Below are 23229 nucleotides of genomic sequence, written 5' to 3'. Positions count from 1 at the left end.
CTTCGATACCACCGGCACCGTGTCCCGATCCGTCTCCCGCAAGATCGATACGATCTGCTCTTCCGTGAACCTCGACTTCTTCATCCTGCCTCCTCGCGGAGGCCAGTCTCTCAACTAATCGATGGCCCGAAAACCCAGGGGCAGGTCAGCCCCGCGCGTCATACACATAGGAGGTCATGAGGTTCAGTCGTCCGGCCCCCGAGTCTTGCACCGTCGAGGTCAGATTGCCGAAGCCGTCATAGTTGTTCAGGGTCACCGTGCCGACCGGATCAGTCGTAGTGCGGGGCAGGCCAAGGCTAGTGTAGGTATAGCGCGTCGTGGCTTTGAGGGTCGCAGCATCTCCGATGACTGAGAGTAAGCTGCCGGTGATGGCGTCATAGGACATCGTGGTCACGCGGCCTAACGGTTCTGTAACCGTGAGCGGCTTGTTGAACGTTGGATCGTACGTAGCCGTCGCGGTCAGCGCTGTAAGCGGCGATCCGGGTTTAGGCGTCTTGGTCACCGTCAGAACGTTGCTCTTGATGTCGTACGTGTAGGAAGCGCTATTGCCCTCTGGCATCGTCGACTGCATCAAGCGATCGAGCGCGTCCCAGCTGTTGGTCATTATCGACTGATTGGGGCCTTGCAGATCCTGAATCTCCATGAGCGTCTTGCCGCGCGTGGAGTTGTACAGCACATGGCGCATTCCCAAAGGATCGACTTCTTCACTTCGGGAGCCCGCAAAGAAGTAGTTCCAGGTCGCACCAAAAACGTTCGCCTGCGTTCGAACACGGCTCAGCGAGTCGTAAACGTTCGTGACATAGGCCTGATTTGGTGCCCACGGATAGAACATTTGCGTCATGCGGCCGGGTAGGTCGTAGCTGTACGTGGTCGCCTGACCTAGGGTGTCGATAAACGACGTCAGATTGTTAGATGCGTCATACGCATATGACACACTGCGGCCAGAATCATCGGTGACTTGGGTGAGCTGACCGGAGGTGTAGCTGAAAGAGAGCGATCGGCCGAGATTGTTCGTGACAGTAGAAAGAATGCTGGGAGAGCCACTGTAGGATAACGTCACAACTGGTCCGGCTGGACTGGTCAACGTCCCCAAAGCGCCATCCGCATTGAAAGCCCATTTCATCAAATCCTTCGCTGCATAGGTAAAGGCAGCACCATTGAAACTAAGCGTCGCACCTGAGCCAGGCGGAGGATTATACGTACCGTCTGCTAGCTTGACGAAATGCTCAATGGAACCGGGCTGTTTAACTGCGACGATGTTGTCCGTCACATTGTCGCTAACCCAGCGATAGATGACCGCTCCGGTGACAAACCGCTCAATGGGCCTACCTACTGGGAGATTGTCCATGCTGCCCATGTCGAGGGCTACTATGGTGCCGACAATGGCGGCCGCTCCATTAATTGGAGAGTTCGCCGCAAGCCCTTCGTAAGGATCGCTATTGACCAGGGCTGTGACGTCGAAACTGTGGGTCCAACCGTTGCCCAGTGTGCCGGCCTCCAGACGGGTGCCCGAGTCATAGTATCGCCGGAAAGCCAGCCCATACGGCGTGTCCCTTGAGCCGATTCGCAGGTCGGTAGTGTCAAAGAAACTGTCGCCTGTGACGAGATTGATGGGATCTACACTCGAAGGCTTATCTCCTTGGAGGCCTCCTGCATCTCCCTGACCGGTTCCGGGGATCAAAATGACAGAAAAATCATACGTCGGCGCTCCATTGTTGTAGACCCCATTAGGGGGAATATGGTCGATTTGAACCGGGTCGCCTGACATGCCTCCATGAAGATTGCCGCTGATGGAACCTCCCATTCCGCCGTCATAGCCTTGCGCTTGGACAAGCCTGAACCAACCTGTGCCGCGAAATTGGCTAATCGCAATCGACCCACTTTCTGGTGCAAGTATACGTTCGCTGTTGTTCACATTCGCGGTGACTGCTGACTGGTCGCCCGTCGACCATCCGCTGGCTGTCATCAGGCCTTTAACCACGTTGTTGTAGTACGTCACATCGTTGCCAGAGATAGCGTTGTTATTGATGTCGAAGATCCGAATTCCCTGTTGGATTGCACGGTCGATCACTTCGACCGTCGACACAGCAGGCATGCCCGATTGTGTCTGCCGCAGCATCGCTGACTCAGTTACGCTGCTCGCCAGACTCTCTACTAGGAAGGCGTTCGTCTCGACCTGAGTGAATCCAATGGGGAGGGGCGACGATCGACCGATGGCTTGGCTGTATCGCTCAGCTCGCGCCCACAGACTCATGAACGGTCCGGTCACGCCGCCCAAGGTCTGGCTTCCGTAAGTGCCATATAGGTAGTACTGCATTGGAACGACGCCAGAGAGCTGAGAAAGCAACCGCTGGTGTTGCCAGTACTCTGCTGCGTACGTGTAGGCGAGGATTGAATAGCTCTCTCCGATTACTGCCTCGGCTACCGGGTTTCCGGGGTTATCGGCTATAGCCTGCTGCAACAACCGCTTCCGCCGTTCGACGGTACTCCTCCCTACCGGGCCCCAGCTGGGAGTGACAGCGTAGACTGCGTTTGGGCCAGGCCTGACATGAGCATCATCTTTATTTGTGTAGCCCGGATAGCCGTTCAGATCCGAGCGCCACAGATACGACATCGAAGTACGAATGGTTAGGTCAGTCCCTGACGGCGGAGCGGCGGTTGCGGTCATCTGCGCAACTCCGTCGACTAGCAGACTCGCTACCGACGAAGATGAGAACGCGACCGTCATTCGATGGCCGTAGACGTCAGCTGCGTTGAGCGTGAGCGCAGAGGGAACGAGCGATACGAATGCCCCGCTCGAATTGATATACCCAAACTGCTGAGTCAAAGTCACGCGCGCGCTAGATGGAATGTCGGGGGATACAGTGTAGCTAGAGGCGAACTGCCGCGGGATTCCTCCTGATCGATATTGAGTACCGAGCGGGAGAGCGGTAATTCCGGTCACTCCTCCGATAATATCGGTCGTTGACGCCGCGGGATTGTTGGACCGGATGTACTGCACAAGATTGCTTGCATAGGCCGTCAGATCATTGCGGATGTTGGTTCGGTTGAGCGAGGTCAGCGCCCATGGGCTGGTCGTTGTGACTGCCGCGGCGTTGGTCAAAAAGCTCGAGCGATTGTATCCCATCGCTGACTGCAGCACGGACACGCTCATGCCGCTTACGTGGCTGTACCCTGCGGCTCCCATCCCAAATTTGGTTGCAGGATCGAAGACACAGGTCGTGCTGCAGCTGCTTCCGGGGATGTTGGCCTGGACCCATGCCCATGAGAAATTGATGTCGTGGAGGGAGCCATCCGGATTGAGGTCGAATCCGTATGTAAACCCCCCATAAAACATCGCGGCTGTGATGCTTCCTGGCGTCGTGTCGGTTCCAAGCCAGTTGGCGGCCTCTGCTCCCGCAAGATGGACAGATCCTAATGCAAAGTTCGCGGTGTATCCGGATTGGCGCAGCAACAACACCATAAGCTCGGCCTGATCGTACGATGTCCCGTACCCATCCAAGAGCGCTCCGAGGGCGCCCTTGATACTGCCGCGCATCGGGAGGGTGCGAATATTGTTGTAGACGTATTCAAAGATCAGATCGGGGTCGCCTTTGAGCGACCGCGCCAGCTCGACGATTTCCGGAGCAACAGCTTGAGCGCGGACTTGCGGCGGAAATAGAAGCAAAGGCAAGCCGACTAATGTGATGACGACAGAGCGCACAAGACGGCCCAGCATTGGTGGCTCCTAAGCTACTTCGTAGATGATTGGCCATGCGTCGAGATTTCTTCCGCGGCCTTTGGCTTGACGGCCTTTGGCCGGAGCCTGTCGCGTCGCTCAATGTCCTTAGCATCCTCGGCATATGGCGCCGGCTCGGGTTTGGGGACCGGTGGTGGAGGCGCGGGTGCCGGGGGCGCTTGTGCCACTGCTGGGTCAACTGCTACTACCAATAGAAGGCTCGCGAGGAGCTGCCGCAGCGTCAGGGTCCCCATTTCGCGCCATTCCAATTGAAGCAACCCCACACACCGGTGCTGCTTGAGGAAATTACTAGTATTTTCTCACTCAGCCGGTTGCCATTGGGATCATAGCTGTATGCGATGCATACGCCGGTGTCGTAGCTCGTCGTTATCAAGCGGCCCAACGCGTCATATGTGTAAGCTACAGAACCATTCGCCGCGCGCGCAGTATCCGAATCCAGGAAACCCATGCTGGAAAGCGCGAGGGCCGCACCAATAGTCGCCCAGTATCTGCCCCGCTGCATGGCTACCTCCGCCCACTACCCTAAGACGAGCAATGCCGAAACATACATATCCAGATTCGCACATCTTGACCACCTCTTTAGGTTGTAGCGAGAATTTAACCAAGCCCGCATAGTAAAGATGTTGAATTGGATAAGGGGAGTTAAGGATGATCAAGCGCGTTGCCGCGATTGTCGCTGCCTTCTTGATACCGACTGCGAGTATCGCTCAGACCTGCGGCAGTGGCCTTCCCTACAATCTCACCAACGGTACTAACGCTGATGCCACGCAGGTGATGGCTAACTTCAACTATATCGTCACTTGCTTCGCCACTCTTGGGGCCAACACGTTCACCGGGGCGCAGACCCTACCGGGCAATCCGACCTCGGCCCTTCAGGCGGCGACAAAGCAATACGTTGACGCTGGCGGTGGAGCTAGCGGCGGCGGTGATCGCCGTCAAACAGTGGCCGCAGGACCAGTGACAACTGCTGGCCTTCCCAACTTCTTGCCGTCGACATCGGCCAGCCTTTCTCTGACGTCTGCTAACGTCAGCAGCACAGCGCCGTTCGCAGCAACGGCCGCCAACAACGTCGCGTCGGGTACCGGAGCTTCTCAGGATACGACCGGCGTGAGCACCAGCAACCTGACCTGGAGCAGCCTGACTGCCAGCGCCGCGAACTATCTATATGTCACCATCTCATCGGGTGCGCTTGCCGCAGGATCGACGACGCTGGCGCCAATTTATCAAATGGGTGGCACTCCGGCGACGACCAGCGGTCAGTTCACCTTCAACATCGGGGAAATGCGCGGCTATCTCGGAAATGGCACCAGCGCTCCGCAAGCCTCACTTGTCTTTGTCGGAGAAGCTGTGACGAATGCGAGCACGGTCACAAGCACTGTCGCCTACGCATACAACGGGCTCTATGAAAGTGCCTTTACGGCGACGCTCCCTGCCGCAAACACCGCAGCATCCGCGTATCACAACATTGGCGTGACGCCCCGAGTCATAGACTGGATCATCGAGAACACGACTACCGAGCTGAACTACGCAGTAGGCGATCAGATCCACGCCTATTCGTTGATGTCCAATCCGTCCACGATCCTTGGAACCGTGAGTCTCTCCGCCAGTCGACTGACGATGTCAGCCATTACCACGCAGAGCAACTCGAGCCCGTGGATAATGCTGAACAAGACGTCTGGCGCTCAATCGGGGCTGACCGCCGGCAACTGGAAGTACAAGTTCTACGCCAACAGAGGATGGTAGACTGAATCGAGCTGACGGCGGGCGACGGACTCAAGGGTCTTGAGCTCAACATCGACGTTATCCCAGCGCCTTCAGGATGCGCTCGCGGGTGAGCGGCATGTCGTGGATGCGCACGCCTAATGCGTGCGCGACCGCGTTGCCGACCGCCGCCGCGGTCGGGCCGCACGAGCATTCGCCGACGCCCAGCGTCGGGTTGCCCGCACCGTCGACCAGCTCGGCCTCGATCTCCGGCACCTCGCTGAAGCGCAGGATCGGATAGCCGTCCCAGTCGAGCGAGGCGATGCCGTGGTCGTCGAAGCGGACTTGCTCCTTGAGCGTCCAGCTCAGCGCCTGGACGATGCCGCCCTCGAGCTGGTTGCGCGCGCCGTCGGGATTGATCACCAGGCCGGCGTCGGCGACGCACCAGACGCGGTCGACCCGCACGACCTCCTCGACCGTCACCGCCGCCGCGACGGCACAGTAGGCCGCCTTGTTCTTGTAGCGGGCGAACGCCATGCCGAGGCCCCTGCCCGAGCCTGACGGCCCGCGCCCTTTCCAGTCGCTCATCGCCGCGATGTGTTCGACCAGCCGCCGCCCCCGCGGCTCGGACAGGATCGACAGACGATAGGCGACCGGGTCCTCGCCGACGCGCGCCGCCAGCTCGTCCATCAGCATCTCGATGGCATAGACGTTGGGCAGCGCGCCCAGGCCGCGCAGCGCCGAGGTGCGCACCGGCCCGCGCTGCACGAGATGATGCAGGATGCGATGCGCCGGCACGTCGTAGAGCGGCACGGCGTTGCGCGTGCCGCCGCCGCCGCGCGCCTCGGGCGGATCGGTCGGCTTCACCTCGGGCGGCGGGTTGGGCAGCGCTTCGGTCGCCAGCAGATAGCCGCTGCCGCTGCCCGGGCGCTGCACGTGCGTGGCGCTCCAGATCTCGGTGGTCCAGTCGGCCGGCCGGCCCTTGTCGTCGAGATCGACGTGCAAGCTGACCAGCATCGCCGGTCCCACCGGCTCGAAGCCGAACTCCTCCTCGCGCCGCCATTGCAGGCGGATCGTCTTGCCGGGAAGCCGCATCGCCACCAGCGCGGCGTCGAGCGCCGCATCGTCGGCGCCGTTGTGGCCGTAGCAGCCGGGGCCGTGCAGGTGCTTGGCCGTGATCGCCTCGATCGGCAGGCCGAGCGCGGGTGCGAGGTTCTTCCGCAGGGGATGCATCCCCTGCCCGTGCGACCACACGGTGAGATGGCCATCGCGGAACTCGGCCAGCGCGCAGGACGGCCCCATCGAGGCATGCGCGATGTAGGGCCGCGACACGGTGATCTGCGCCAGGTTCTTCGGCGCGGTCTCGCGCGCGGGCGCGCCGATGTGCCGATCCTCGGCCGGCTGGCCTTTCAGCCACGCCGCCTCCTGATGCGCCGGCGTGAGCCGGCGCAGGTCGTCCCAGCGCGCATGCGCCGGCGCCGCCGCGGCGGCGGCCTGGGCGACGCTCTCGACCGGGCTCACGAACGCGACGAAGTTCGTCTCGCGCACGATCTGCAGCTCGCCCTTCGCCGCGCGCCGGATCGCCGCCTCGTCGAGCGCAGCGAGCGTGGCACCGGGATTGGGCTGGCGCAGCACGCGGGCATGCAGGACGTCGCGCGGCAGCACGTCGTGCACATAGGCGATGCCGCCAGTGACCTTCGCCGGCAGGTCGAGCCGCGGCACCGATTGGCCCACCACCTTGTAGCCGTCCGCCTTCTTCGGCCGCGACGTGCCGCTGGGCGCCTGGCTGAGGTCGATTTCGTGCGCGACGGTCCAGTAATCCTGATCGGTCTTCTCGCCGTTGCGCAGGAACTGACCGTCGACGACCGTGAGATCCTCCGGGCTGCAATTCAGCCGCAGCGCGGCGCGGTCGAGCGCCTTGGCGCGCACCTCGGCGCAGACCAGGCGGATCGAGCTGCCGGACATCTCGATGGACAGCGACGAGGTCGTGTACATCTCGTCGGGACCGTGATCGGTGTCGCCCGACAGAAGCTGGACGCGCTCGAGCGGCAGGTCGAGCTCGTCGGCGGCGATCTGGCTCAGCGCCGTGACGACACCCTGGCCGATCTCGACCTTGCCCGAGGCGATGCGTACCGTGCGGTCGTCGTTGAAATGGATCCAGCGGTCGAGCCGCGGATTGTCGACCAGGCTGGTCGGCAGGTTGGGCGCGTTCATGCCGCCCCCTTCTCGATCAAGGGCGCAGCGCGCTCGACGGCGCGGATGATGCGTTGATGGGCGCCGCAGCGGCAGAGATGACGATCGAGCGCGGCCACGATATCGGCACGCGACGGCTTGGGGTTGCGGTCGAGCAGCGCCTTGGCCGACACGATGATGCCCGACAGGCAGTAGCCGCACTGCCCCGCCTGCTCGTCGAGGAAGGCCCGCTGCAGCGGATGCAAGCTATCGGGCGTGCCGAGGCCTTCGATGGTGGTGACGCTGCGGCCGGCGACGGTGCCGGTCTCGCGCGTGCAGGCGAATACCGGCTGGCCGTCGACCAGCACCATGCAGGCGCCGCACTGCTCCAGCCCGCAGCCGTAGCGCGTGCCCATCAGGCCGAGGTGGTTGCGCAGCGCCTCGAGCAGCGACGTGGTCTCCGGCACGTCGACGTTCCTGACGCTGCCGTTCACTGTGAATGCGATGGTCATGCGATGCGCAGCATCGCATGGGCGGGCCCGTAGCGGTAGGCGCGCTCCGTCGCGCCTACGCGTTTCCGACGCAGTCGGAAACGCTCTGTCGGCCGCAGGCCGAACCGCAGGGTCCGCACCGTGCCGCTTGCGCACGAACTTGAGCTCAAGTCGCTGGCCAAGCCTCCACACAGCGGCGCGATGCATTGCATCGCGCCGAGTGATAGCATTGCCATCCATCCCACGCAGTTGGGAAGAACGGAGGAAACATGGCCATCTCCCGCCGTCAGGCCGGCGCGTTCGCGTTCCTCGCTTTGGGTCTCGCCACCCTGCCCGCGTCGGCCGAAACCAGCGACCAGGCGGCCGTCGCCGAAGCGGTCGCGGCGCTCACCAGGGCGATGCTCGCCGCCGACCGCGCCAAGCTCGGGGCGCTCGTCTCGGACAGCCTGAGCTACGGCCATTCCGGCGGCGTGATCCAGGACAAGAAGGATTTCGTCGAGGTGATCGCCAGCAGGAAGACGGTCTACAAGTCGATCGAGCTGTCGAAGCAGACGGTCGCGGTCGCCGGCAACAACGCCATCGTGCGCCATGCCTGGGAGAGCGAAAGCGGCGCCGGCGACGGCAAGTGGAACGTGTCGAAGATCGGCGTGCTGCAGGTCTGGCAGAAGGAAGCCGGCGGATGGCGGCTTCTCGCGAGACAGGCGTTCAAGGTGTGATGCGAAGCATCACACCGGCGGGCCCGTAGCGGTAGGCGCGCTCCGTCGCGCCTACGCGTTTCCGACGCAGTCGGAAACGCTCTGTCGGCCGAAGGCCGAACCGCAGGGCCCGCACCGTGCCGCTTGCGCACGGACTTGAGCTCAAGTTCGTGCGCAAGCCTCCACACCGCGGTGCCTGCGGTTCGGCCTTCGACCGACCGGCGCCCGGAGGGCGCCTACCGCTACGGCACCGCCCGCCAGATTACGCCAGCTAGCTGGCGTAATCTGGCGCTATGCGGTCGAGTTTCCTTCGCAGCGCCGTCCACGGCCGCTCGCCCTTGATCGTGCCGATCCGGTTGAACTGCCCCGCCGTGTGCTCCGCCGTCGCATCCGACGGCAGCGTGACCTTCTGGCCGCCCTGGGTCGCGGCGACCTGCAGCCGGCACGCCTGCTCGAGGTAGTACATGTTGTAGAAGGCCTCGCCAACGCTGCGGCCGGTCGTCAGCAGGCCGTGGTGCTTCAGGACCATCACGTCGCTGTCGCCGAGGTCGTTCACCAGCCGCTCGCGCTCGTCGAGGTCGAGCGCGATGCCCTCGTAGTCGTGGTAGCGCAGGCGGCCGAAGAACTGCATCGACATCTGGTTGAGCGGCAGCAGCCCCTGCTCCTGCGCCGCCACCGCCATGCCGGCGGTGGTGTGGGTGTGCATCACGCATTGCGCATCGTCGCGGCTCATGTGCACGGCGGAATGGATGGTGAAGCCGGCATTGTTGATCTTGGCTTCGTCGACCGGCTCGATCGCATGGCCCTCGGGATCGACCGTCACCAGGCTCGAGGCGGTGATCTCGTCGAACAGCAGCCCGAAGGGATTGAGCAGGAAGCGATGCTCCTTGCCCGGCAGGCGCGCGCTCAGATGGGTGAAGATGAGGTCGTCCATGCCGTAATGGGCGATCAGCCGGTAGGCGGCGGCGAGGTCGCAGCGGACTTCCCATTCCTGCGGATCGATATTGCGCATGGAACCCTCCTCTTGGGCCGGCGGCACCATCATGCCACTCTGATCCGATGCTGCGCCACCTCCTTGCCGTCCTTCTCGTGGGGTCCGCCATGGCAAGTCTTCCGGCCCCTGTTCCGGCTCGCGCCGACCCGCTGGACACCGGCCGGCTGATGGCCGACGTCACCCGCTACGAGACCTTCGGCATCCATCGCTACGGCCTGGAATCGGCCGATGCGACCCTCGACTGGATCGCGTCCGAGCTCACCCTCGCCGGCCTGCGGGTCAGCGAGCAGCGCTTCCGGATGGATCGCCAGTACGTGCTCAAGGTCGGCACGCTCCGGATCGGCGACAAGCTGATCGACGTCGTGCCGCAATGGTGGCCGCCCGAGGACAAGACGAGCTTCGACATCACCGCGCCGATCGCGCCTGGCGGCCTGGCTCGCGTCAGCCTGCCCTACGACCGCGGTGCCTATCTCAACGACGGCCATCGCGCCCGGCTCGCCGAAGCCTTCGCGCAAAAGCCGCAGGCCGTGCTGCTCGACATCGCCCATCCCAGCGGCGAGATCTTCACCTACAACGTCGACCAGGCCGCCGCGCCGTGGCCGGTGCCGGTGCTGCTGGTCGCGCCCAAGGACGCCAACCTGCTGCAGGCCGGCGCCAGCGCGTCAGTCTCGGTGCGCGCCGCCTATCGCCGCGACGTCAAGGGCCGCAACGTCGTCGCCAGGCTCGATCGCGGCCGCGGCAAGTGGCTGGTGATCTCGACGCCGGTGACCAGCTGGTTCACCAGCACCTGCGAGCGCGGGCCGGGCATCGCGGGCTTCCTCGCCATGGCGCGGCTGGCGAAGGAGAAGTTCCCCGCGCACGACCTCGTGTTCGTCGCCACGTCAGGCCACGAGATCGGCCACGGCGGCATGGAGCATTTCATGCGCGACGGCGCGCCCAAACCGGCGGCGACGGCGGCGTGGGCACATTTCGGCTCCTCGCTCGCCTGCCGCGATCCGGTGGTGCGCGCGATCAACAGCTCGGCGGCGCTGACGCCGCTGGTCGATCGGCATTTCGCCGGCATCGCGGGCACGCGGTTCACCGCCGAGAAGGCGGCGATCGGCGAGCTGCGCGAGGTCCATGCCGCGGGCTATGCCAACTTCTTCGGCATGGCGGGCATCCACAAATACTTCCATACGCCCGCCGATTCGGCCGCCGCCGTCGACCCGGCTCTGTTGCGACCAGTGGCCAAAGCATTCGCCGACACGCTGGCCGCGATCCGCTAGAACAAAGTCCGAGCAATCTGGTTCAGCCTTCTTCCCCTTGCCGGAGTCCGGCAAGGGGAAGTGCCCTCGTCATACGAGGGCGATGGGGTCAGGAGTCGGCGCGTCGCGGCCCATGCCCCCTCCGTCAGCCACGCGTTTTCGAGCGAAGCGCGACAATCGCTCGGACGCTGCCACCGCTTCCGAAGACGGGGGAGGAAGGCGATGCGCTAGAGCGATTTCCGGGCAGATGGAACCGCTCGCGGTTCCATCTGCCCGGAAATGCGCGCACGGGGGTTGTTGTTGCAGCAGGCATATTCCGTTCGGCTGATTCCAGCCGAACGGAATATGCTCTAGCCGCGATCGGCAACCCGCACCAGCGCCGGCAACATCGTGCCGATCATCTCGGAGAGCTCGCGCACGTGGCGCACCACGGCATGCGGCAGCGGCCCGACTTCGACCGCCAGCACCTCGAGCGCGTCACGCGTCGAAAGGCAGGCCGCCTTCACCGCCTCGCGCTGCCGGTCGAACGCCGGATCGAGGCTGCCGCCGCTGTCGAGGTCGCTGCACCAACGCGACAGCGCCTCATGCAACTGGCGCGGCGCGCCCGGCATGTCGGACAGGCGCAGGAAGTCCCGCGTCGCCTGATCGATCCGCTCCAGGGCGGTGACGAGGCTGTCGATCTCCATGGCTCATTCCCGCGCCGGCAAGGGAAAATCCTCGTGCCGCGTTTCTTCGTCGGTTCAGTACTTTAGCACACAACGCGGCGGGCCTTTCGCCGTTGCCGGCCCCGGGCGCCCGTTCTTTGCCACGCGATATTCACATCGGCGTCATTGCCACGCCCGGCCGAAAGGTCTTTGATGGTTCCCCGTGAGCCGGAGGTGCCCATGGAACGTGGCCTGCTCGCCCCGCTCAGCCCCAACGAACAGACGGCCCTGCGTCGGGTCGCCAGCGGGATTTCCAAGCCCAAGCACCTGCGCGCCGCGTCGGTTGCGCGCCTCAAGCTGTTGGCGCTGGTCGAGGAGCACGAGGGCCGCATCCGCCTGACACCGCTTGGCGCGACGCGCTGCCGGACGGACGCGCGGCCGAGCATGAGCAGCGGCGGCGACTGACCGATACGCAATGCCGGTTCACTGGACGATCTCCCATCCCGCCCGGCTCGTGATCGCGGTCGGCAAGGACGACGTGAAAGTCCAGGACATCGAGCAGTACTTCACCGCCGTCACCACCGAAGGCGCCATGGCCTATCGCAAGATCTTCGAGATCGGCGCCGAGCCGATCGCGGTGAGCGACGAGGATCTGAAGAGGCTGGGCCAACGCGTGGTGCTGTATGCCCAGCACGGCCAGGTCGGCGCGCTGGCGCTCGTCGCCGGGTCCGACGCAAGCTTCGCCCAGGCGCAGATCTTCGCAACGGCGGCGATGGCCGAACGTCCCTTGCAGATCTTTCGCGAGATGCACGCCGCGCGCCGCTGGCTCGACGAGCAGGACAGCACCGGTAGCTAGAGCGACATGAATCGCGCAAAGCAATCCCTCACCATTCATATGGGGAGGTGCCCACGTCTTACGGGGGCGGAGGGGTCATGGGCCGCAGTCACCCATGACCCCTCCGTCGGCCACGCGTTTTCGAGCGAAGCTCGAAAATCGCTCGGACGCCGCCACCTTCCCATTTGAATGGGGAGGAAGGCTTACTCTAAGGCGAATGGCGCGCGACGATGCGCCCGAGGAGCTGCGGCCAACGAAAACGTGAAACGGGCGCCGACGGCGCGCGCGCTAACCTCCCGCCGTCGATTGCATGGAGGATCTCATGCGCGCCCTCATGGTTGCTCCCATGGTTGTTCTCGCCGCCGCGTTCGCGTCACCGGCCGCCGCCCAGACCCCCGCGCCAGCGCAAGCTGTCGAGAAGCTCTACATCATGGATTGCGGCCACAACGCCGCGACCGACCAGTCGCGCTGGTCGCCCGGCATCAATGTCGGCAAGCCGCTCGAGCTCTCCGACAACTGCTACCTGATGAAGCACGGTGCGCAGTGGCTGCTGTGGGACACCGGCTACCCGGACGCCGTCGCCGACAAGCCCGTCACCGGCCCGATCGGCACAGCGACGCGGACCAGGAAGCTGGCCACCCAGCTTGCCGAGATCGGCGTCAAGCCGGACGACGTCACCTTCGTCGGCGTCTCGCACAGCCATGGCGACCATGTCGGCAATGTCGACATGTTCCCCAAGTCGACGTTGCTGATCCAGAAAGCCGAGGTCGACTGGGCGTTCGCCGACGGCAAGCCGCCGCCGTTCAAGAAGGACCGGCCGATGAAGCCGCTTGCTGGCGATACAGACGTGTTCGGCGACGGCAGCGCCGTGATCCTGTCGACGCCCGGGCACACGCCTGGTCATCAGTCGCTGCTCGTGCATCTGCCGAAGACCGGCTACGTGGTGCTGACCGGCGATCTCGCGCACTTCAAGGACAACTGGGACAACGACCGCGTGCCGTCGATGAACACCAGTGCCGACCAGACCCATGCCTCGCATGCCAAGTTGGTCAAGGTGCTGGCCGACAACAAGGCGCAGCTCTGGATCAATCATGATAAGCCCACCAGCGCTGGGCAGAAGCATTCGCCGCAATACTACGACTAGGCAGCACGCGACGCGCCTAGCTCTATCGGCCCGGTGGCGCTAGTCTAGTGCCCATGACCACCTACCCTCTTCGCCTTACGAGCCTTGCCCATGGCGGCGGCTGCGGCTGCAAGCTCGCCCCGTCCGTCCTGCAGGAACTGCTGGCCGACCAGCCGGCCACCGCGATCTACAAGCAGCTGCTCGTCGGGACCGAGAATTCCGACGACGCCGCGGTCTGGCAGGTCGACGACAATACCTGCGTGATCGCCACCACCGACTTCTTCATGCCGATGGTCGACGACCCGTACGACTTCGGCCGCATCGCCGCGACCAACGCCATCTCCGACGTCTATGCCATGGGCGGCAAGCCGATCATGGCGCTGGCCATCCTCGGCATGCCGGTCGACAAGATCCCGGTCGAGATGGTGCGCGAGATCCTGAAGGGCGGCGCCTCGGTCTGCGCCACGGCCGGCATCCCGATCGCCGGCGGCCATTCGATCGACTGCCCCGAGCCGGTCTATGGCCTGGCGGTCATCGGCACCTGCCATCCGAGCCAGGTCCGGCGCAACGCCGACGCCAGGGCCGGCGACGCCCTGATCCTGACCAAGCCGGTCGGGGTCGGCATCTATTCCGCCGCGATAAAGAAGGGTGCCCTGCCGCCCGCCGCCTACCAGGAGATGATCACGGCGACCACGACCCTCAACAAGGTCGGCGCCGAGCTCGGCCAGGACAAGGACGTGCACGCCATCACCGACGTCACCGGCTTCGGCGTGCTCGGCCACACCCTGGAGCTGGCGCGCGGCTCCAAGCTCTCGGTCGTTCTGCAGGTCGACCAGGTGCCGCTGCTCAAGGATGCGGCAATGCTTGCCGAGCAGGGATTCGTGACCGGCGCCTCGCATCGCAACTGGGCGAGCTATAGCCACGACGTCGCCTTGCCGAGCGGCATGCCGGAATGGAAACGACACCTGCTGGCCGATCCGCAGACCTCGGGCGGCCTGCTTGTTTCGTGCGCGTCGGCGGCGGCACCGCGCCTCGTCGAGACGATCAAGAAGGCGGGCCTGCCGTCGGCGGCGATCATCGGCCGCGTCGAGTCCGGCAAACCGTCGATCACGGTCGTCTGATCGTTTCAAAGGCGTCGCAGTTGAAAGGTGCGATTGCGCACTAAAACCGCGGCAATGAGCCCGAGAAACCAGCCGGCCCTGCAACAAATCTGTGGCCTCGATACGGATGATACAACTTCCGTAAACGGACGATATCGCCGCAAAACACGCGGTCGTTACGAAACACCTGTGACCAATTTAGGTCCGAGAGGGGAAAGGGGGGCTTTTCTCCATGTGTTTTGCGTAACGCGTACCGCGTCCAAATTGCCGGTCCGACTATTTTCGTTCATTCCCATTGAAGGGGCTGGGTATGACTGCCGAACTTATTCAGTTCGAGAGACGCCGAGATTTCCGCAGAGGCCAACTTTATCGTCAGCAGCCTGTTCCGCGCGTGCCTTCGCAGGGCGCCGAGCCGAGTAGCCCGGTTGATCTGCAGGTGGCGCGGATTGCCCGACTGCTGACGGAACTGGAGGAACTCACCCGCGAGTCGGAGGACGTTCCCCCCATGACAATGAATCTAGCCCGCCTCGGACTCGAAAGAGCCCGGCGCGTCATCCGGCCCTGGATGGCCATCGACGAGGTCGAGAGCGATCCGCAGCCCGAAGTCGACGACGAACGCCTCGAGCGCATGTATCGCGATCTCAATCGCGACGCGTAGCCTGGGGCGATACCGGGATGGGCATTCCATCCCGGGCGGCGGAGGGAGTGAACGCCGCGACGTGAGGGGGCATCGGTGATGAACGGGAAGGCGTGCGGGCCCGCGACGGCCGATTGTCCGCCCCTCACGGGAAGGGCGGCAAAAAAAGACCATGCGAAACAAAGTTCTACCGCAGCCTGCGGTAGCCCTAGCCGCATGACACGCAAAAATGGTAAAATGTATCTGAGGTCAACGCTCTTGGCCGGACTGGGCCACGGCGCTGATCGTGGTGCCGTGGAGGGAAGCCGCAGCACGAGGATACTGCATGGATATAATCGACACTTTGTACTTGGGGACGCCGGCGAATCAGGCGCTCGATGCGCCGCTCACCCAGGAACAAAAGAAGTCCATGATCGACGCTGCGGCCCAGAAGCTCACCGAGCTGCTGGAAGTCCTGCGCATCGATCATCGCGCCGATCCCAATACCCAGGATACGCCGCAGCGGGTGGCGCGGATGTACGTCAACGAGCTGCTCGCCGGCCGCTTCAGCGCGCCGCCGCGGCTCACCGAGTTCGACTGCACCGAGACCTCCAGCGAGCTGATGGTCACCGGGCCGATCGAGATGCGCTCGACCTGCGCCCATCACCTGATGCCGATCTTCGGCAGCGCCATCATCGGCGTGATCGCCGCCGACGGCCGCGTCATCGGCCTGTCGAAGTACGACCGCGTCGTCCACCACTTCGCCCGCCGCTTCCAGGTCCAGGAGGAGCTGACCCGTCAGATCGGCGACTACCTGATGGAGCGCACCGCGCCGCGCGGCCTTGCCGTCCGGCTGCGCGCCGTGCACATGTGCAAGACCCATCGCGGCGTGCTTGCCAGCCACGAATCGCAGATGATCAGCAGCGCCTATTACGGCTTGCTCAAGGACGATCCGAAGCTCAAGTCGGAGTTCCTCGAGGAATGCCGGGGCCTCGAGCGGAGGGCCGGAGTATGACGGCCGTGTTCGACAAAGTGCAGCTCACGTCCGTGTCCCAGCCCTCGCGCGCCGGGACGCTCTACCGCTCGATCAAGACCTACGACCACAACGAAGGTCTGTCGTGCTGCTTCCGCCAGTGGCGAGCCGAGCATTCGCACTGCCAGCAGATCCACGGCTATGCGCTGGCCTTCCGCTTCGTGTTCGCCACCGACCGGCTGGACGAGAACAACTGGTGCCTCGACTTCGGCGGCCTCAAGGAAGTGCGCGCCTGGCTGCACGAGATGTTCGACCACACCGTCCTGGTCGCCGCCGACGATCCGATGATCGGCGAGTTCGAGCGGATGGCCGAGATCGGACTCATGAACCTTCGCATCCTGCCCGCCGTGGGATGCGAGGAAGTCGCCCGCTACGTTCATGGCCAGGTGGGCAAGATGGTGAAGGCCGACACTGACGGCCGGGTTTGGGTGGAATCGGTCGAAGTGCGCGAGCATAGCGGCAACTCCGCCATCTATCAGGAACACCGCCACGCCGAACCTCCGATCTGAGGGACTCGACGGAAGCACTACGAATGCCGGCGTCCCGGCAGGGTCTGCCGTCTGAGCAAGACCTTTGGTCAATGGGGAACGAGGAGATGAAGATGATCGTCACGCGACGCAAGTTTGCCGGCCTGGCCGGCATGGCGCTGACGGCCGCCGGCATGGCTACGACACGGGCTTGGGCAGCCACGCTCGCCAAGCCTCAGGGCAAGGTGGTGCTCACCATCTCCGGCCTGATCGGCAATACCAACAACGGCGACAAGGCCGAATTCGACATGCCGATGATCGAGGCGCTCGGCAGCTCCTCGTTCACCACCAAGACGCCCTGGTACAAGGACCCGGTGACCTTCACCGGCGTGCCGATGAGCAAGCTGATGGAGGCGGTCGGCGCCAAGGGCACCAGCCTCACCGTGACCGCGCTCAACGATTACGCCACCGACGTGCCGGTCGAGGACTTCAAGACCCATCCGGTGGTCCTCGCCTTCAAGCGCGACGGCAACTACATGCCGGTGCGCGACAAGGGTCCGTTGTTCATCGTCTACAACTACGATTCCAACGCCGAACTGCAGCACCAGCGCTTCTACAGCCGCTCGGTATGGCAGGTCGCGCGCATGGTCGTGAAGTAGGCAGCGCGACCCGGGGGCGGAAGAAGCGGGCGACCGATCGATGTGGAAGGTACTGGCTGCCGGGTTCGGCCGGTTCTCCAATATCAAGCGGCTGTTGCTCGCTTTGCTGCTGGGATTCCTGGCGGTCGCTGTGATCGCCAACTCCGTCCTGATCGTGAATCGCCAGGAGGCGCTGGGTCGCGTCTCCCGCTACAACCTGACCTGGCTCCTGAGCCAGGCCGCGCACGAGGTGCTGCGGCTCGAGGAGACGATCTCCGCCTCCGCCCTGCCCGGCGCCAACATCGACGCCGATGCCGTGGCGCTCCGGCTCGACGTGCTGGTCAACCGCCTCGTGCTGCTGCGCACCGGCGAGGCCGCCGAGTTCATCGCCGAGCGCCCCGACCTCAAGCGCAACGTCGAGGAGCTCGAGGCGACGCTCGCCACCATCGACAAACTGGTGCCGGGCCTGCCCAACCCCGAGGTGGTGCTGAGGATCCGCAACCTGCTCGAGCCGCAGGTGCCGCGCATGCTGCAGCTCGCCGCCGCGGCCAACGTGCGCTCGGGCGACATCGTCGCGCAGGACCAGCACGACCTCTCCTTCCAGCACTGGCTGCTGACCGGCCTGCTGGTCACCGCCGGCCTGTTGATCGTGGTCCTGCTCTACCGCTTCGCCTCGGCGCAGCAGCGCTCCCGCGTCGAGCTCGAGCGCGAGGTCAGCGACCGCACCGCGGAGCTGCGCGAATCGCTCGACTACCAGACCGCGATCTCCGACGTGCTGAAGGCGATCAGCCGCTCGACCTTCGACCTCGCGCCGGTGCTGCAGGCGGTGGTCGACACCGCCACCCGCCTGTGCCGCGCCCAGATGGCCGGCATCTACCAGTTCCAGGAGGGCACCTTCCGCTGGGTCGCCGGCGGCGGCTCGGGCATGGACATGCTGGGCGCATCTCCCGCTGCGCCTGCCTGGGATGACCTGGTGGTGCGCGTTGCCGGCGGCGCCCGCACCGTGTCGATCGCCAACGCCGCCGGCGAATCGGCCAACTCGAACGGCTTCGGCACCATGCTCGGCCTGCCGATGACCCGCGACGGCCAGCTGATCGGCGTGCTGGCGATAGCCCGCCAGGCGGTCGAGCCCTTCTCGGCCAAGCAGATCGAGCTCGCCACGGTGTTCGCCGACCAGGCCGCGATCGCCATCGAGAACGTGCGCCTGATCAACGAGATCCGCGAAAAGGGCTGGCAGCTCGAGCGCGCGCTGCAGCACAAGTCGCAGTTCCTCGCCACCATGAGCCACGAGCTGCGCACGCCGATGAACGGCGTGCTGGGCATGATCGACGTGCTCGAGGCCGAGGGCCCGGGCAAGGACCAGACGCACACCCTCAACATGATGCGCGAATCGGCCCAGGTGCTGCTGCGCAACATCAACGATCTGCTCGACTACTCGCGCATCGAGGCCGGTGCGCTGCGTCTGGAAGAGCTGCCGTTCGTGCTCAAGGACCTGATCGACGGCGCCGTCGAGGTGTTCAAGCCGCAGGCGACCCGCAAGGGCCTGTCGCTGGTCGGCATCGTCGCCTCCAGCCCGGCCGACGCCTTCATCGGCGACCCGACCCGCGTGCGGCAGGTCATCTTCAACCTGCTCTCGAACGCGCTGAAATTCACCGACCGCGGCGGCGTCATGCTGCGCGCCTCGGCCGAGCCGATCGACAACCTCATGGCGCGCGTGGTGCTGGCAGTGACCGACACCGGCATCGGCATCTCGGCCGAGCAGCAGGCCCGGCTGTTCAGGCCGTTCAGCCAGGTCGACAGCTCGATCACCCGCCGCTTCGGCGGCTCCGGCCTCGGCCTGTCGATCGTCAAGCAGCTCGCCGAGCTGATGCAGGGCGACGTCACGGTGTCGAGCCTGCCGGGCTCGGGCGCCACCTTCATCGTCACCCTGAAGCTCAAGCCGACGGTGGTCGAGCAGCCGGCGCTGCCGGCGCCCAAGGCCGCCGCCCAGCCGACGCAGCCGGCCGCCGCCCCCGCTGCCAGCAATCGCAAGGCGCTGGTGGTCGACGACAATCCGATCAACTGCGAGGTCATGCTGCGCCAGCTCAAGGTGCTGGGCATGCCGGCCGATTCGGCGGCCGACGGCTTCGCCGGCTTCAGCTCGTGGCGCAGCGGCGGCTACGACATCGTGTTTGCCGACGTCCACATGCCGGTGATGGACGGCTTCACCATGACCAGCGAGATCCGCGGTATCGAGAAGGGCGAGAGCCGCAAGCGCACGCCGATCGTGGCGGTGACCGCCGACGCGATGGCGGGCGAGGAAGAGCGCTGCAAGGCGGCCGGCATGGACGACTATCTCGCCAAACCGGTCGGACTCGACGGCCTGCGTGCCGCCCTGCGGCGCTGGCTGCCGGAAGAGACCGAGGTGCCGCTGCCGCCCGTGGCGGCCGTGAAGAAGGCGGTGCGGCCGGCCGACGATACGCCGGCGATCGATCCGACGGTCCTCGATCCCTGGGTCGAGAACGACGACGATGCGCGGCGCAGCATCCTGCGGCGGTTCAGCGAGACCGTATCGGCCTCCTCCCACGACCTCGAGCAGGCGATGGCCTGCGGCGACCTCGCGACCCTGCAATCGGCGGCCCATCGGCTACGCAGCGGCGCCCTGGCGGTCGGCGCCCGCCTGCTGAGCAGCACCGCGGCAGCCCTTGAAACGGCGGCCAAGACCGGCGACCGGGTGGCCTGCGAGGGCCAGTTCGGCCATCTCGTGGTCGAGATGGACCGGGTACGCGGCCAGATCGACGCTTGAGTCGCTAATGAAGCGCCTGAGTCGCCTGATGAAACGGCCTCAGAAGCTTGGCTAAACTGCTGGAGTCCTCTAACATTTTCGCCTTGGCGCCAGGTGCGCTCCCCGGGCCAGAGTTGTGAAGAATGGATTGGCGCCCACATATCGTCGTCGTTGAAGATGAGGCTGCGGGCCGCCAGTTACTGATCGGTTACCTCAGCAAGCGCGGCTACCGGGTCACGGGCTTTGCCTCGGGGGTCGGCTTGCGCCGGCTGGTGGAGCGCGAAATCCCGAATCTCGTGCTGCTCGATATCGGGCTGCCCGGCGAGGACGGCCTCGCGTTGGCGCGCTGGCTGCGCGAGAAGAGCGGCAAGATCTGCATCATCATGGTGACGGCGGCCGGCGAGACGGTCGACCGCATCGTCGGCCTCGAGTCCGGCGCCGACGACTACATTCCGAAACCCTTCGAGCCGCGCGAGCTCCTGGCCCGCATCAAGAGCGTGCTGCGCCGCACCGGCGAGGCGCCGGCCGCGGCGCCGAGCAAGCGGGTCCGCATGGGCCGCCGTGTGCTCGACCTCGAGCGCCACATCCTGATCGAGCAGGACGGCAACGAGGAGACGCTGTCGGCTAGCGAGTTCGATCTGCTGAAGCTGTTCGCCGACAATCCCAACCGGCCGCTCGAGCGCAACTGGATGCTGGAGCGCATCGGCCATCGCGAGATGGCGGCGTTCGACCGCGCCATCGACCTGCGCATCAACCGCATCCGCCGCAAGATCGAGGTCGATCCCGAGCATCCGACGGCGATCCGCACCGTCTGGGGCGTCGGCTACATGTTCGTCCCGCCGCAGGATTAGCCGGCCAGATCGACCGCCGGCGCCCGGCACCGATGTGAGGCCCGCGCTTCAGGCGGGCGTCATCGCTCCCCGGATCGGCGACACCGGTAGATCGCTCTTGCGCCGCAAGAAGGCCGAGCCCGGCGTACCGGCCCTGATCTTGGCCAGGATCTCCTCCGGGTCGTACTCGACGCCGATCGGGTTGGCAGCGAAGCCCGGGCCGGTCATGAAGGCATTGGCTTGGTCGGCCGAGTCGAAGGAGTCGACCTGCAGCTCCATCTGGTTGCCGTCGGGATCGGCGTAGTACATCGACATCGTCACGCCGTGGTGGATGCACCAGTACGGCAGGATCCCCTTCTCCTTGAGCTGGGCGTAGTTCTCCATCAGGTCGTCGACGCTGCCATAGGTGTAGGCGACGTGGTCGACGCCGACCGCGCCGCGCGGGCCGTCATGGCTCGCATCCGGCGCCACCGCAGCGAGATTGATCAGCGCCACGCGGTGGTGCTCGTCGTCATAGGTCAGGAAGGCCAGGACCGGGGTCTGGTACTGCACCCGGCAGTCGAAGACCGTGCGGTACCAGTCGATCATCTTGTCAAACTGGCGGGTGCGATAGACGACGTGGACGAAGCGCGACGGACGGATGCGGGACATGGTGGGCTCGCGGGCTGTGATCGTGACGCGATCCTACCCCAGCTCCTGATGGAACGTCCGCCCGAGATGGGCATAGACCTTGGGGTCGCGCGCCTTGACCCAGACGGCTAGGCCGGCGCCGACCAGCCCGATCGCGAGCAGCAGCCCCGGAAAGCTCCGGACGATGAGCGAGTTGGAGCCGCTCATCAACTCGAGATTGCCGGCCATCATCACGAAGCAGGCCGCAAGCCCCAGCGCGCTCAGGGCCGGCGCGACCAGGCGGCGCCAAACGCTGAGGCCGCGGCTGTTGCGCCAGAAGAAGGCGATGACGGCGAGCGACACCAGCAATTGCAGGATCAGGATGCCGAGGCTCGAGAACGCGCCCATCCAGGAGAACACGACAGCATAGGGGTCAGCCCCAGCCAGCGCGAACAGCGCGATCCCGACCAGCATGACCGCGGTCTGCACCGCGCCGGCGAGCAGCGGCGAGTGGTGGTCGGGATGGGTACGGCCGAGGCCCCGCCACAGCAGCCCCTCGCGGCCGGCCGCGAACAGGTAGCGGTTGAGGGTATTGTGGAACGACAGCGCGCAGGCGAACAGGCTGGCGACCAGCAGGCCTTCCATGACGTGGCCCGCCGTCAGGCCCATCAGGACTTTGACCGGCGTGAAATAGAGCGTGGCGGTGTGCTGCGCCGCCTGGTCCGCGATCCGGTCCGGCCCGTAGTAGAGCGAGACCGTCCAGGTCGTGAAGGCATAGAACAGCGCGATCAGGATGACGGCGATGTAGGTCGCGCGCGGGATGGTGCGCCCGCGGTCGCGCGCCTCCTCGCCGAAGATCGCGGTCGCCTCGAAGCCGACGAAGGCGGTGACGACGAAGACCAGCGACATGCCGAGCCCCGGCATGAGCGCCGCGGTGCCGAACGGCGCGACCACGACCGGTTCCGCCGGGCCGCCCGTGACCATGAGCAGGATCGCCACGCCCAGCAGCAGCAGGATGGTCACCTCGGCGATCATGCAGCAGGCGAGCACGGTACCGCTGAACTCGATGCTGCGGCGGCCGCAGGCATAGACGAGAGCCAGCAGGCCGACAGGATAGAGCCACCAGGCAATCTCGGGCCCGCCGTGCGACGTCACCATGTCGTTGAGGAAGAAGCCGAACATTCCGCACAAGCCGATCTCGATGGCGGAATAGGTCGCGAGCGCGATCATCGCCCCGGCCACGCCGGCGGTAGGCCCCAGCCCGGCGACGATGTAGGAATAGAATCCGCCGCAGCTGCCGACGAAGCCGCTCATGGCGGTGAAGCCGGCGCTGAACAGCAGATAGAGGACGCCGACCAGCAGGAAGGTCAACGGCACGCCCGGCCCGTTGCCGAGCATGAATGCGGCCGGCGTGACGCCGATGACGGCAGTCAACGGCGCAGCGGCGGCGACCACGAAGAAGACGATGTGGGGGACGCCCAGCGCGTCCTTGCGCAGGGCGCCGACCGGCATGTCGGTGGACATATCGGCAGGC

The 23229-nt window shown here is 65.1% G+C and carries 21 protein-coding genes; 13 read left to right on the top strand and 8 right to left on the bottom strand.

Going from position 1 to position 23229, the window contains the following annotated elements; all coding sequences use genetic code 11:
- Positions 1-145: 145 nt before the first annotated feature.
- A complete protein-coding gene (locus J0J01_RS24680; protein WP_296385578.1) occupies positions 146-3718 on the bottom strand; it encodes a DUF6531 domain-containing protein in 3573 nt (1190 codons plus the stop codon).
- A gap of 241 nt (positions 3719-3959) precedes the next feature.
- Positions 3960-4187, bottom strand: a complete 228-nt coding sequence (locus tag J0J01_RS32760; RefSeq protein ID WP_365738195.1) for an RHS repeat domain-containing protein — start codon at positions 4185-4187, stop codon at positions 3960-3962.
- Between the two features lie 200 nt (positions 4188-4387).
- Between J0J01_RS32760 and J0J01_RS24675 the strand changes: the two genes are divergently transcribed.
- The gene (locus J0J01_RS24675) at positions 4388-5482 is read left to right on the top strand and encodes a hypothetical protein (protein ID WP_296385576.1); all 1095 of its coding nucleotides are present in this window, start codon (positions 4388-4390) and stop codon (positions 5480-5482) included.
- Positions 5483-5539: 57 nt separating this feature from the next.
- On the opposite strand, the gene J0J01_RS24670 is transcribed toward J0J01_RS24675, so the two are convergent.
- Together J0J01_RS24670 and J0J01_RS24665 are read right to left on the bottom strand one after the other, a co-directional pair.
- Positions 5540-7654, bottom strand: coding sequence for a molybdopterin cofactor-binding domain-containing protein (locus J0J01_RS24670; RefSeq protein WP_296385574.1), 2115 nt, complete (start codon positions 7652-7654; stop codon positions 5540-5542).
- A complete protein-coding gene (locus tag J0J01_RS24665) occupies positions 7651-8124 on the bottom strand; it encodes a (2Fe-2S)-binding protein (RefSeq protein WP_296385572.1) in 474 nt (157 codons plus the stop codon). The genes J0J01_RS24670 and J0J01_RS24665 overlap by 4 nt, the downstream gene beginning before the upstream one ends.
- Before the next feature lie 248 nt (positions 8125-8372).
- Between J0J01_RS24665 and J0J01_RS24660 the strand changes: the two genes are divergently transcribed.
- Positions 8373-8819, top strand: a complete 447-nt coding sequence (locus tag J0J01_RS24660; RefSeq protein WP_296385570.1) for a nuclear transport factor 2 family protein — start codon at positions 8373-8375, stop codon at positions 8817-8819.
- Positions 8820-9069: 250 nt separating this feature from the next.
- On the opposite strand, the gene J0J01_RS24655 is transcribed toward J0J01_RS24660, so the two are convergent.
- Positions 9070-9840, bottom strand: coding sequence for a class II aldolase/adducin family protein (locus J0J01_RS24655; protein ID WP_296385584.1), 771 nt, complete (start codon positions 9838-9840; stop codon positions 9070-9072).
- 59 nt (positions 9841-9899) lie between these two features.
- On the opposite strand from J0J01_RS24655, the gene J0J01_RS24650 reads away from it, so the two are divergent.
- Positions 9900-11057 carry a hypothetical protein gene (locus J0J01_RS24650; RefSeq protein WP_296385568.1) on the top strand — a complete coding sequence of 386 codons (1158 nt, stop codon included), beginning with the start codon at positions 9900-9902 and terminating at the stop codon, positions 11055-11057.
- A 329-nt stretch (positions 11058-11386) separates the two neighbouring features.
- Here the strand turns inward: J0J01_RS24650 and J0J01_RS24645 are convergent, their stop codons facing one another.
- Complete coding sequence (locus tag J0J01_RS24645; RefSeq protein ID WP_296385566.1) at positions 11387-11722, bottom strand: hypothetical protein; 336 nt, start codon at positions 11720-11722, stop codon at positions 11387-11389.
- Positions 11723-11920: 198 nt separating this feature from the next.
- On the opposite strand from J0J01_RS24645, the gene J0J01_RS24640 reads away from it, so the two are divergent.
- The 10 genes from J0J01_RS24640 to J0J01_RS24595 all read left to right on the top strand — a co-directional run bounded on the left by J0J01_RS24640 (position 11921) and on the right by J0J01_RS24595 (position 21107).
- Positions 11921-12145: a hypothetical protein gene (locus J0J01_RS24640; protein WP_296385564.1), complete on the top strand. Its 225-nt coding sequence runs from the start codon at positions 11921-11923 to the stop codon at positions 12143-12145.
- Positions 12146-12155: 10 nt separating this feature from the next.
- The gene (locus J0J01_RS24635; RefSeq protein ID WP_296385562.1) at positions 12156-12536 is read left to right on the top strand and encodes a hypothetical protein; all 381 of its coding nucleotides are present in this window, start codon (positions 12156-12158) and stop codon (positions 12534-12536) included.
- Between the two features lie 325 nt (positions 12537-12861).
- On the top strand, positions 12862-13659 hold the full coding sequence (locus J0J01_RS24630) for an N-acyl homoserine lactonase family protein (protein WP_296385561.1): 798 nt from the start codon (positions 12862-12864) through the stop codon (positions 13657-13659).
- A gap of 53 nt (positions 13660-13712) precedes the next feature.
- The gene (gene selD / locus J0J01_RS24625) at positions 13713-14759 is read left to right on the top strand and encodes a selenide, water dikinase SelD (protein WP_296385559.1); all 1047 of its coding nucleotides are present in this window, start codon (positions 13713-13715) and stop codon (positions 14757-14759) included.
- Positions 14760-15048: 289 nt separating this feature from the next.
- A complete protein-coding gene (locus J0J01_RS24620; RefSeq protein WP_296385557.1) occupies positions 15049-15396 on the top strand; it encodes a hypothetical protein in 348 nt (115 codons plus the stop codon).
- A 388-nt stretch (positions 15397-15784) separates the two neighbouring features.
- Positions 15785-16369 (top strand): GTP cyclohydrolase I, encoded by a 585-nt coding sequence (locus tag J0J01_RS24615; protein ID WP_296385555.1) that lies wholly within the window; start codon positions 15785-15787, stop codon positions 16367-16369.
- Positions 16366-16896, top strand: coding sequence for a 6-carboxytetrahydropterin synthase (locus J0J01_RS24610; RefSeq protein WP_296385553.1), 531 nt, complete (start codon positions 16366-16368; stop codon positions 16894-16896). Before J0J01_RS24615 ends, J0J01_RS24610 begins: the two co-directional genes overlap by 4 nt.
- A 131-nt stretch (positions 16897-17027) precedes the next feature.
- Positions 17028-17513: a molybdopterin-dependent oxidoreductase gene (locus tag J0J01_RS24605; RefSeq protein WP_365738192.1), complete on the top strand. Its 486-nt coding sequence runs from the start codon at positions 17028-17030 to the stop codon at positions 17511-17513.
- A 40-nt stretch (positions 17514-17553) separates the two neighbouring features.
- Entirely contained in the window at positions 17554-20277 is a 2724-nt protein-coding gene (locus J0J01_RS24600) for an ATP-binding protein (RefSeq protein WP_296385551.1), read from the top strand.
- Between the two features lie 122 nt (positions 20278-20399).
- Positions 20400-21107, top strand: a complete 708-nt coding sequence (locus J0J01_RS24595) for a response regulator (protein WP_296385549.1) — start codon at positions 20400-20402, stop codon at positions 21105-21107.
- A 48-nt stretch (positions 21108-21155) separates the two neighbouring features.
- On the opposite strand, the gene J0J01_RS24590 is transcribed toward J0J01_RS24595, so the two are convergent.
- Both J0J01_RS24590 and J0J01_RS24585 read right to left on the bottom strand, forming a co-directional pair.
- The gene (locus tag J0J01_RS24590; protein ID WP_296385547.1) at positions 21156-21737 is read right to left on the bottom strand and encodes a VOC family protein; all 582 of its coding nucleotides are present in this window, start codon (positions 21735-21737) and stop codon (positions 21156-21158) included.
- A gap of 33 nt (positions 21738-21770) precedes the next feature.
- Positions 21771-23219 carry an APC family permease gene (locus J0J01_RS24585; RefSeq protein ID WP_296385545.1) on the bottom strand — a complete coding sequence of 483 codons (1449 nt, stop codon included), beginning with the start codon at positions 23217-23219 and terminating at the stop codon, positions 21771-21773.
- Positions 23220-23229 lie beyond the last annotated feature (10 nt).

It is taken from the genome of Reyranella sp., from assembly GCF_017305915.1.
Classification (GTDB): Bacteria; Pseudomonadota; Alphaproteobacteria; order Reyranellales; family Reyranellaceae; genus Reyranella.
The sequence above is the reverse complement of the archived record's forward strand: the minus strand, read 5'-3'. Positions and strand labels throughout refer to the sequence as shown.

Excerpts from the sequence above, each read along its gene's own strand:
- J0J01_RS24645 (WP_296385566.1), bottom strand. The coding sequence starts at position 11,722 with ATGGAGATCGACAGCCTCGTCACCGCCCTGGAGCGGATCGATCAGGCG.
- J0J01_RS24605 (WP_365738192.1), top strand. The coding sequence starts at position 17,028 with ATGGCGCTGACGGCCGCCGGCATGGCTACGACACGGGCTTGGGCAGCC.
- J0J01_RS24675 (WP_296385576.1), top strand. The coding sequence starts at position 4,388 with ATGATCAAGCGCGTTGCCGCGATTGTCGCTGCCTTCTTGATACCGACT.
- J0J01_RS24670 (WP_296385574.1), bottom strand. The coding sequence starts at position 7,654 with ATGAACGCGCCCAACCTGCCGACCAGCCTGGTCGACAATCCGCGGCTC.
- J0J01_RS24665 (WP_296385572.1), bottom strand. The coding sequence starts at position 8,124 with ATGACCATCGCATTCACAGTGAACGGCAGCGTCAGGAACGTCGACGTG.
- J0J01_RS24635 (WP_296385562.1), top strand. The coding sequence starts at position 12,156 with ATGCCGGTTCACTGGACGATCTCCCATCCCGCCCGGCTCGTGATCGCG.
- J0J01_RS24630 (WP_296385561.1), top strand. The coding sequence starts at position 12,862 with ATGGTTGTTCTCGCCGCCGCGTTCGCGTCACCGGCCGCCGCCCAGACC.
- J0J01_RS24600 (WP_296385551.1), top strand. The coding sequence starts at position 17,554 with ATGTGGAAGGTACTGGCTGCCGGGTTCGGCCGGTTCTCCAATATCAAG.
- J0J01_RS24640 (WP_296385564.1), top strand. The coding sequence starts at position 11,921 with ATGGAACGTGGCCTGCTCGCCCCGCTCAGCCCCAACGAACAGACGGCC.
- selD (WP_296385559.1), top strand. The coding sequence starts at position 13,713 with ATGACCACCTACCCTCTTCGCCTTACGAGCCTTGCCCATGGCGGCGGC.
- J0J01_RS32760 (WP_365738195.1), bottom strand. The coding sequence starts at position 4,187 with ATGGGTTTCCTGGATTCGGATACTGCGCGCGCGGCGAATGGTTCTGTA.
- J0J01_RS24585 (WP_296385545.1), bottom strand. The coding sequence starts at position 23,219 with ATGTCCACCGACATGCCGGTCGGCGCCCTGCGCAAGGACGCGCTGGGC.
- J0J01_RS24590 (WP_296385547.1), bottom strand. The coding sequence starts at position 21,737 with ATGTCCCGCATCCGTCCGTCGCGCTTCGTCCACGTCGTCTATCGCACC.
- J0J01_RS24595 (WP_296385549.1), top strand. The coding sequence starts at position 20,400 with ATGGATTGGCGCCCACATATCGTCGTCGTTGAAGATGAGGCTGCGGGC.
- J0J01_RS24655 (WP_296385584.1), bottom strand. The coding sequence starts at position 9,840 with ATGGTGCCGCCGGCCCAAGAGGAGGGTTCCATGCGCAATATCGATCCG.
- J0J01_RS24610 (WP_296385553.1), top strand. The coding sequence starts at position 16,366 with ATGACGGCCGTGTTCGACAAAGTGCAGCTCACGTCCGTGTCCCAGCCC.
- J0J01_RS24680 (WP_296385578.1), bottom strand. The coding sequence starts at position 3,718 with ATGCTGGGCCGTCTTGTGCGCTCTGTCGTCATCACATTAGTCGGCTTG.
- J0J01_RS24620 (WP_296385557.1), top strand. The coding sequence starts at position 15,049 with ATGACTGCCGAACTTATTCAGTTCGAGAGACGCCGAGATTTCCGCAGA.
- J0J01_RS24615 (WP_296385555.1), top strand. The coding sequence starts at position 15,785 with ATGATCGACGCTGCGGCCCAGAAGCTCACCGAGCTGCTGGAAGTCCTG.
- J0J01_RS24660 (WP_296385570.1), top strand. The coding sequence starts at position 8,373 with ATGGCCATCTCCCGCCGTCAGGCCGGCGCGTTCGCGTTCCTCGCTTTG.
- J0J01_RS24650 (WP_296385568.1), top strand. The coding sequence starts at position 9,900 with ATGGCAAGTCTTCCGGCCCCTGTTCCGGCTCGCGCCGACCCGCTGGAC.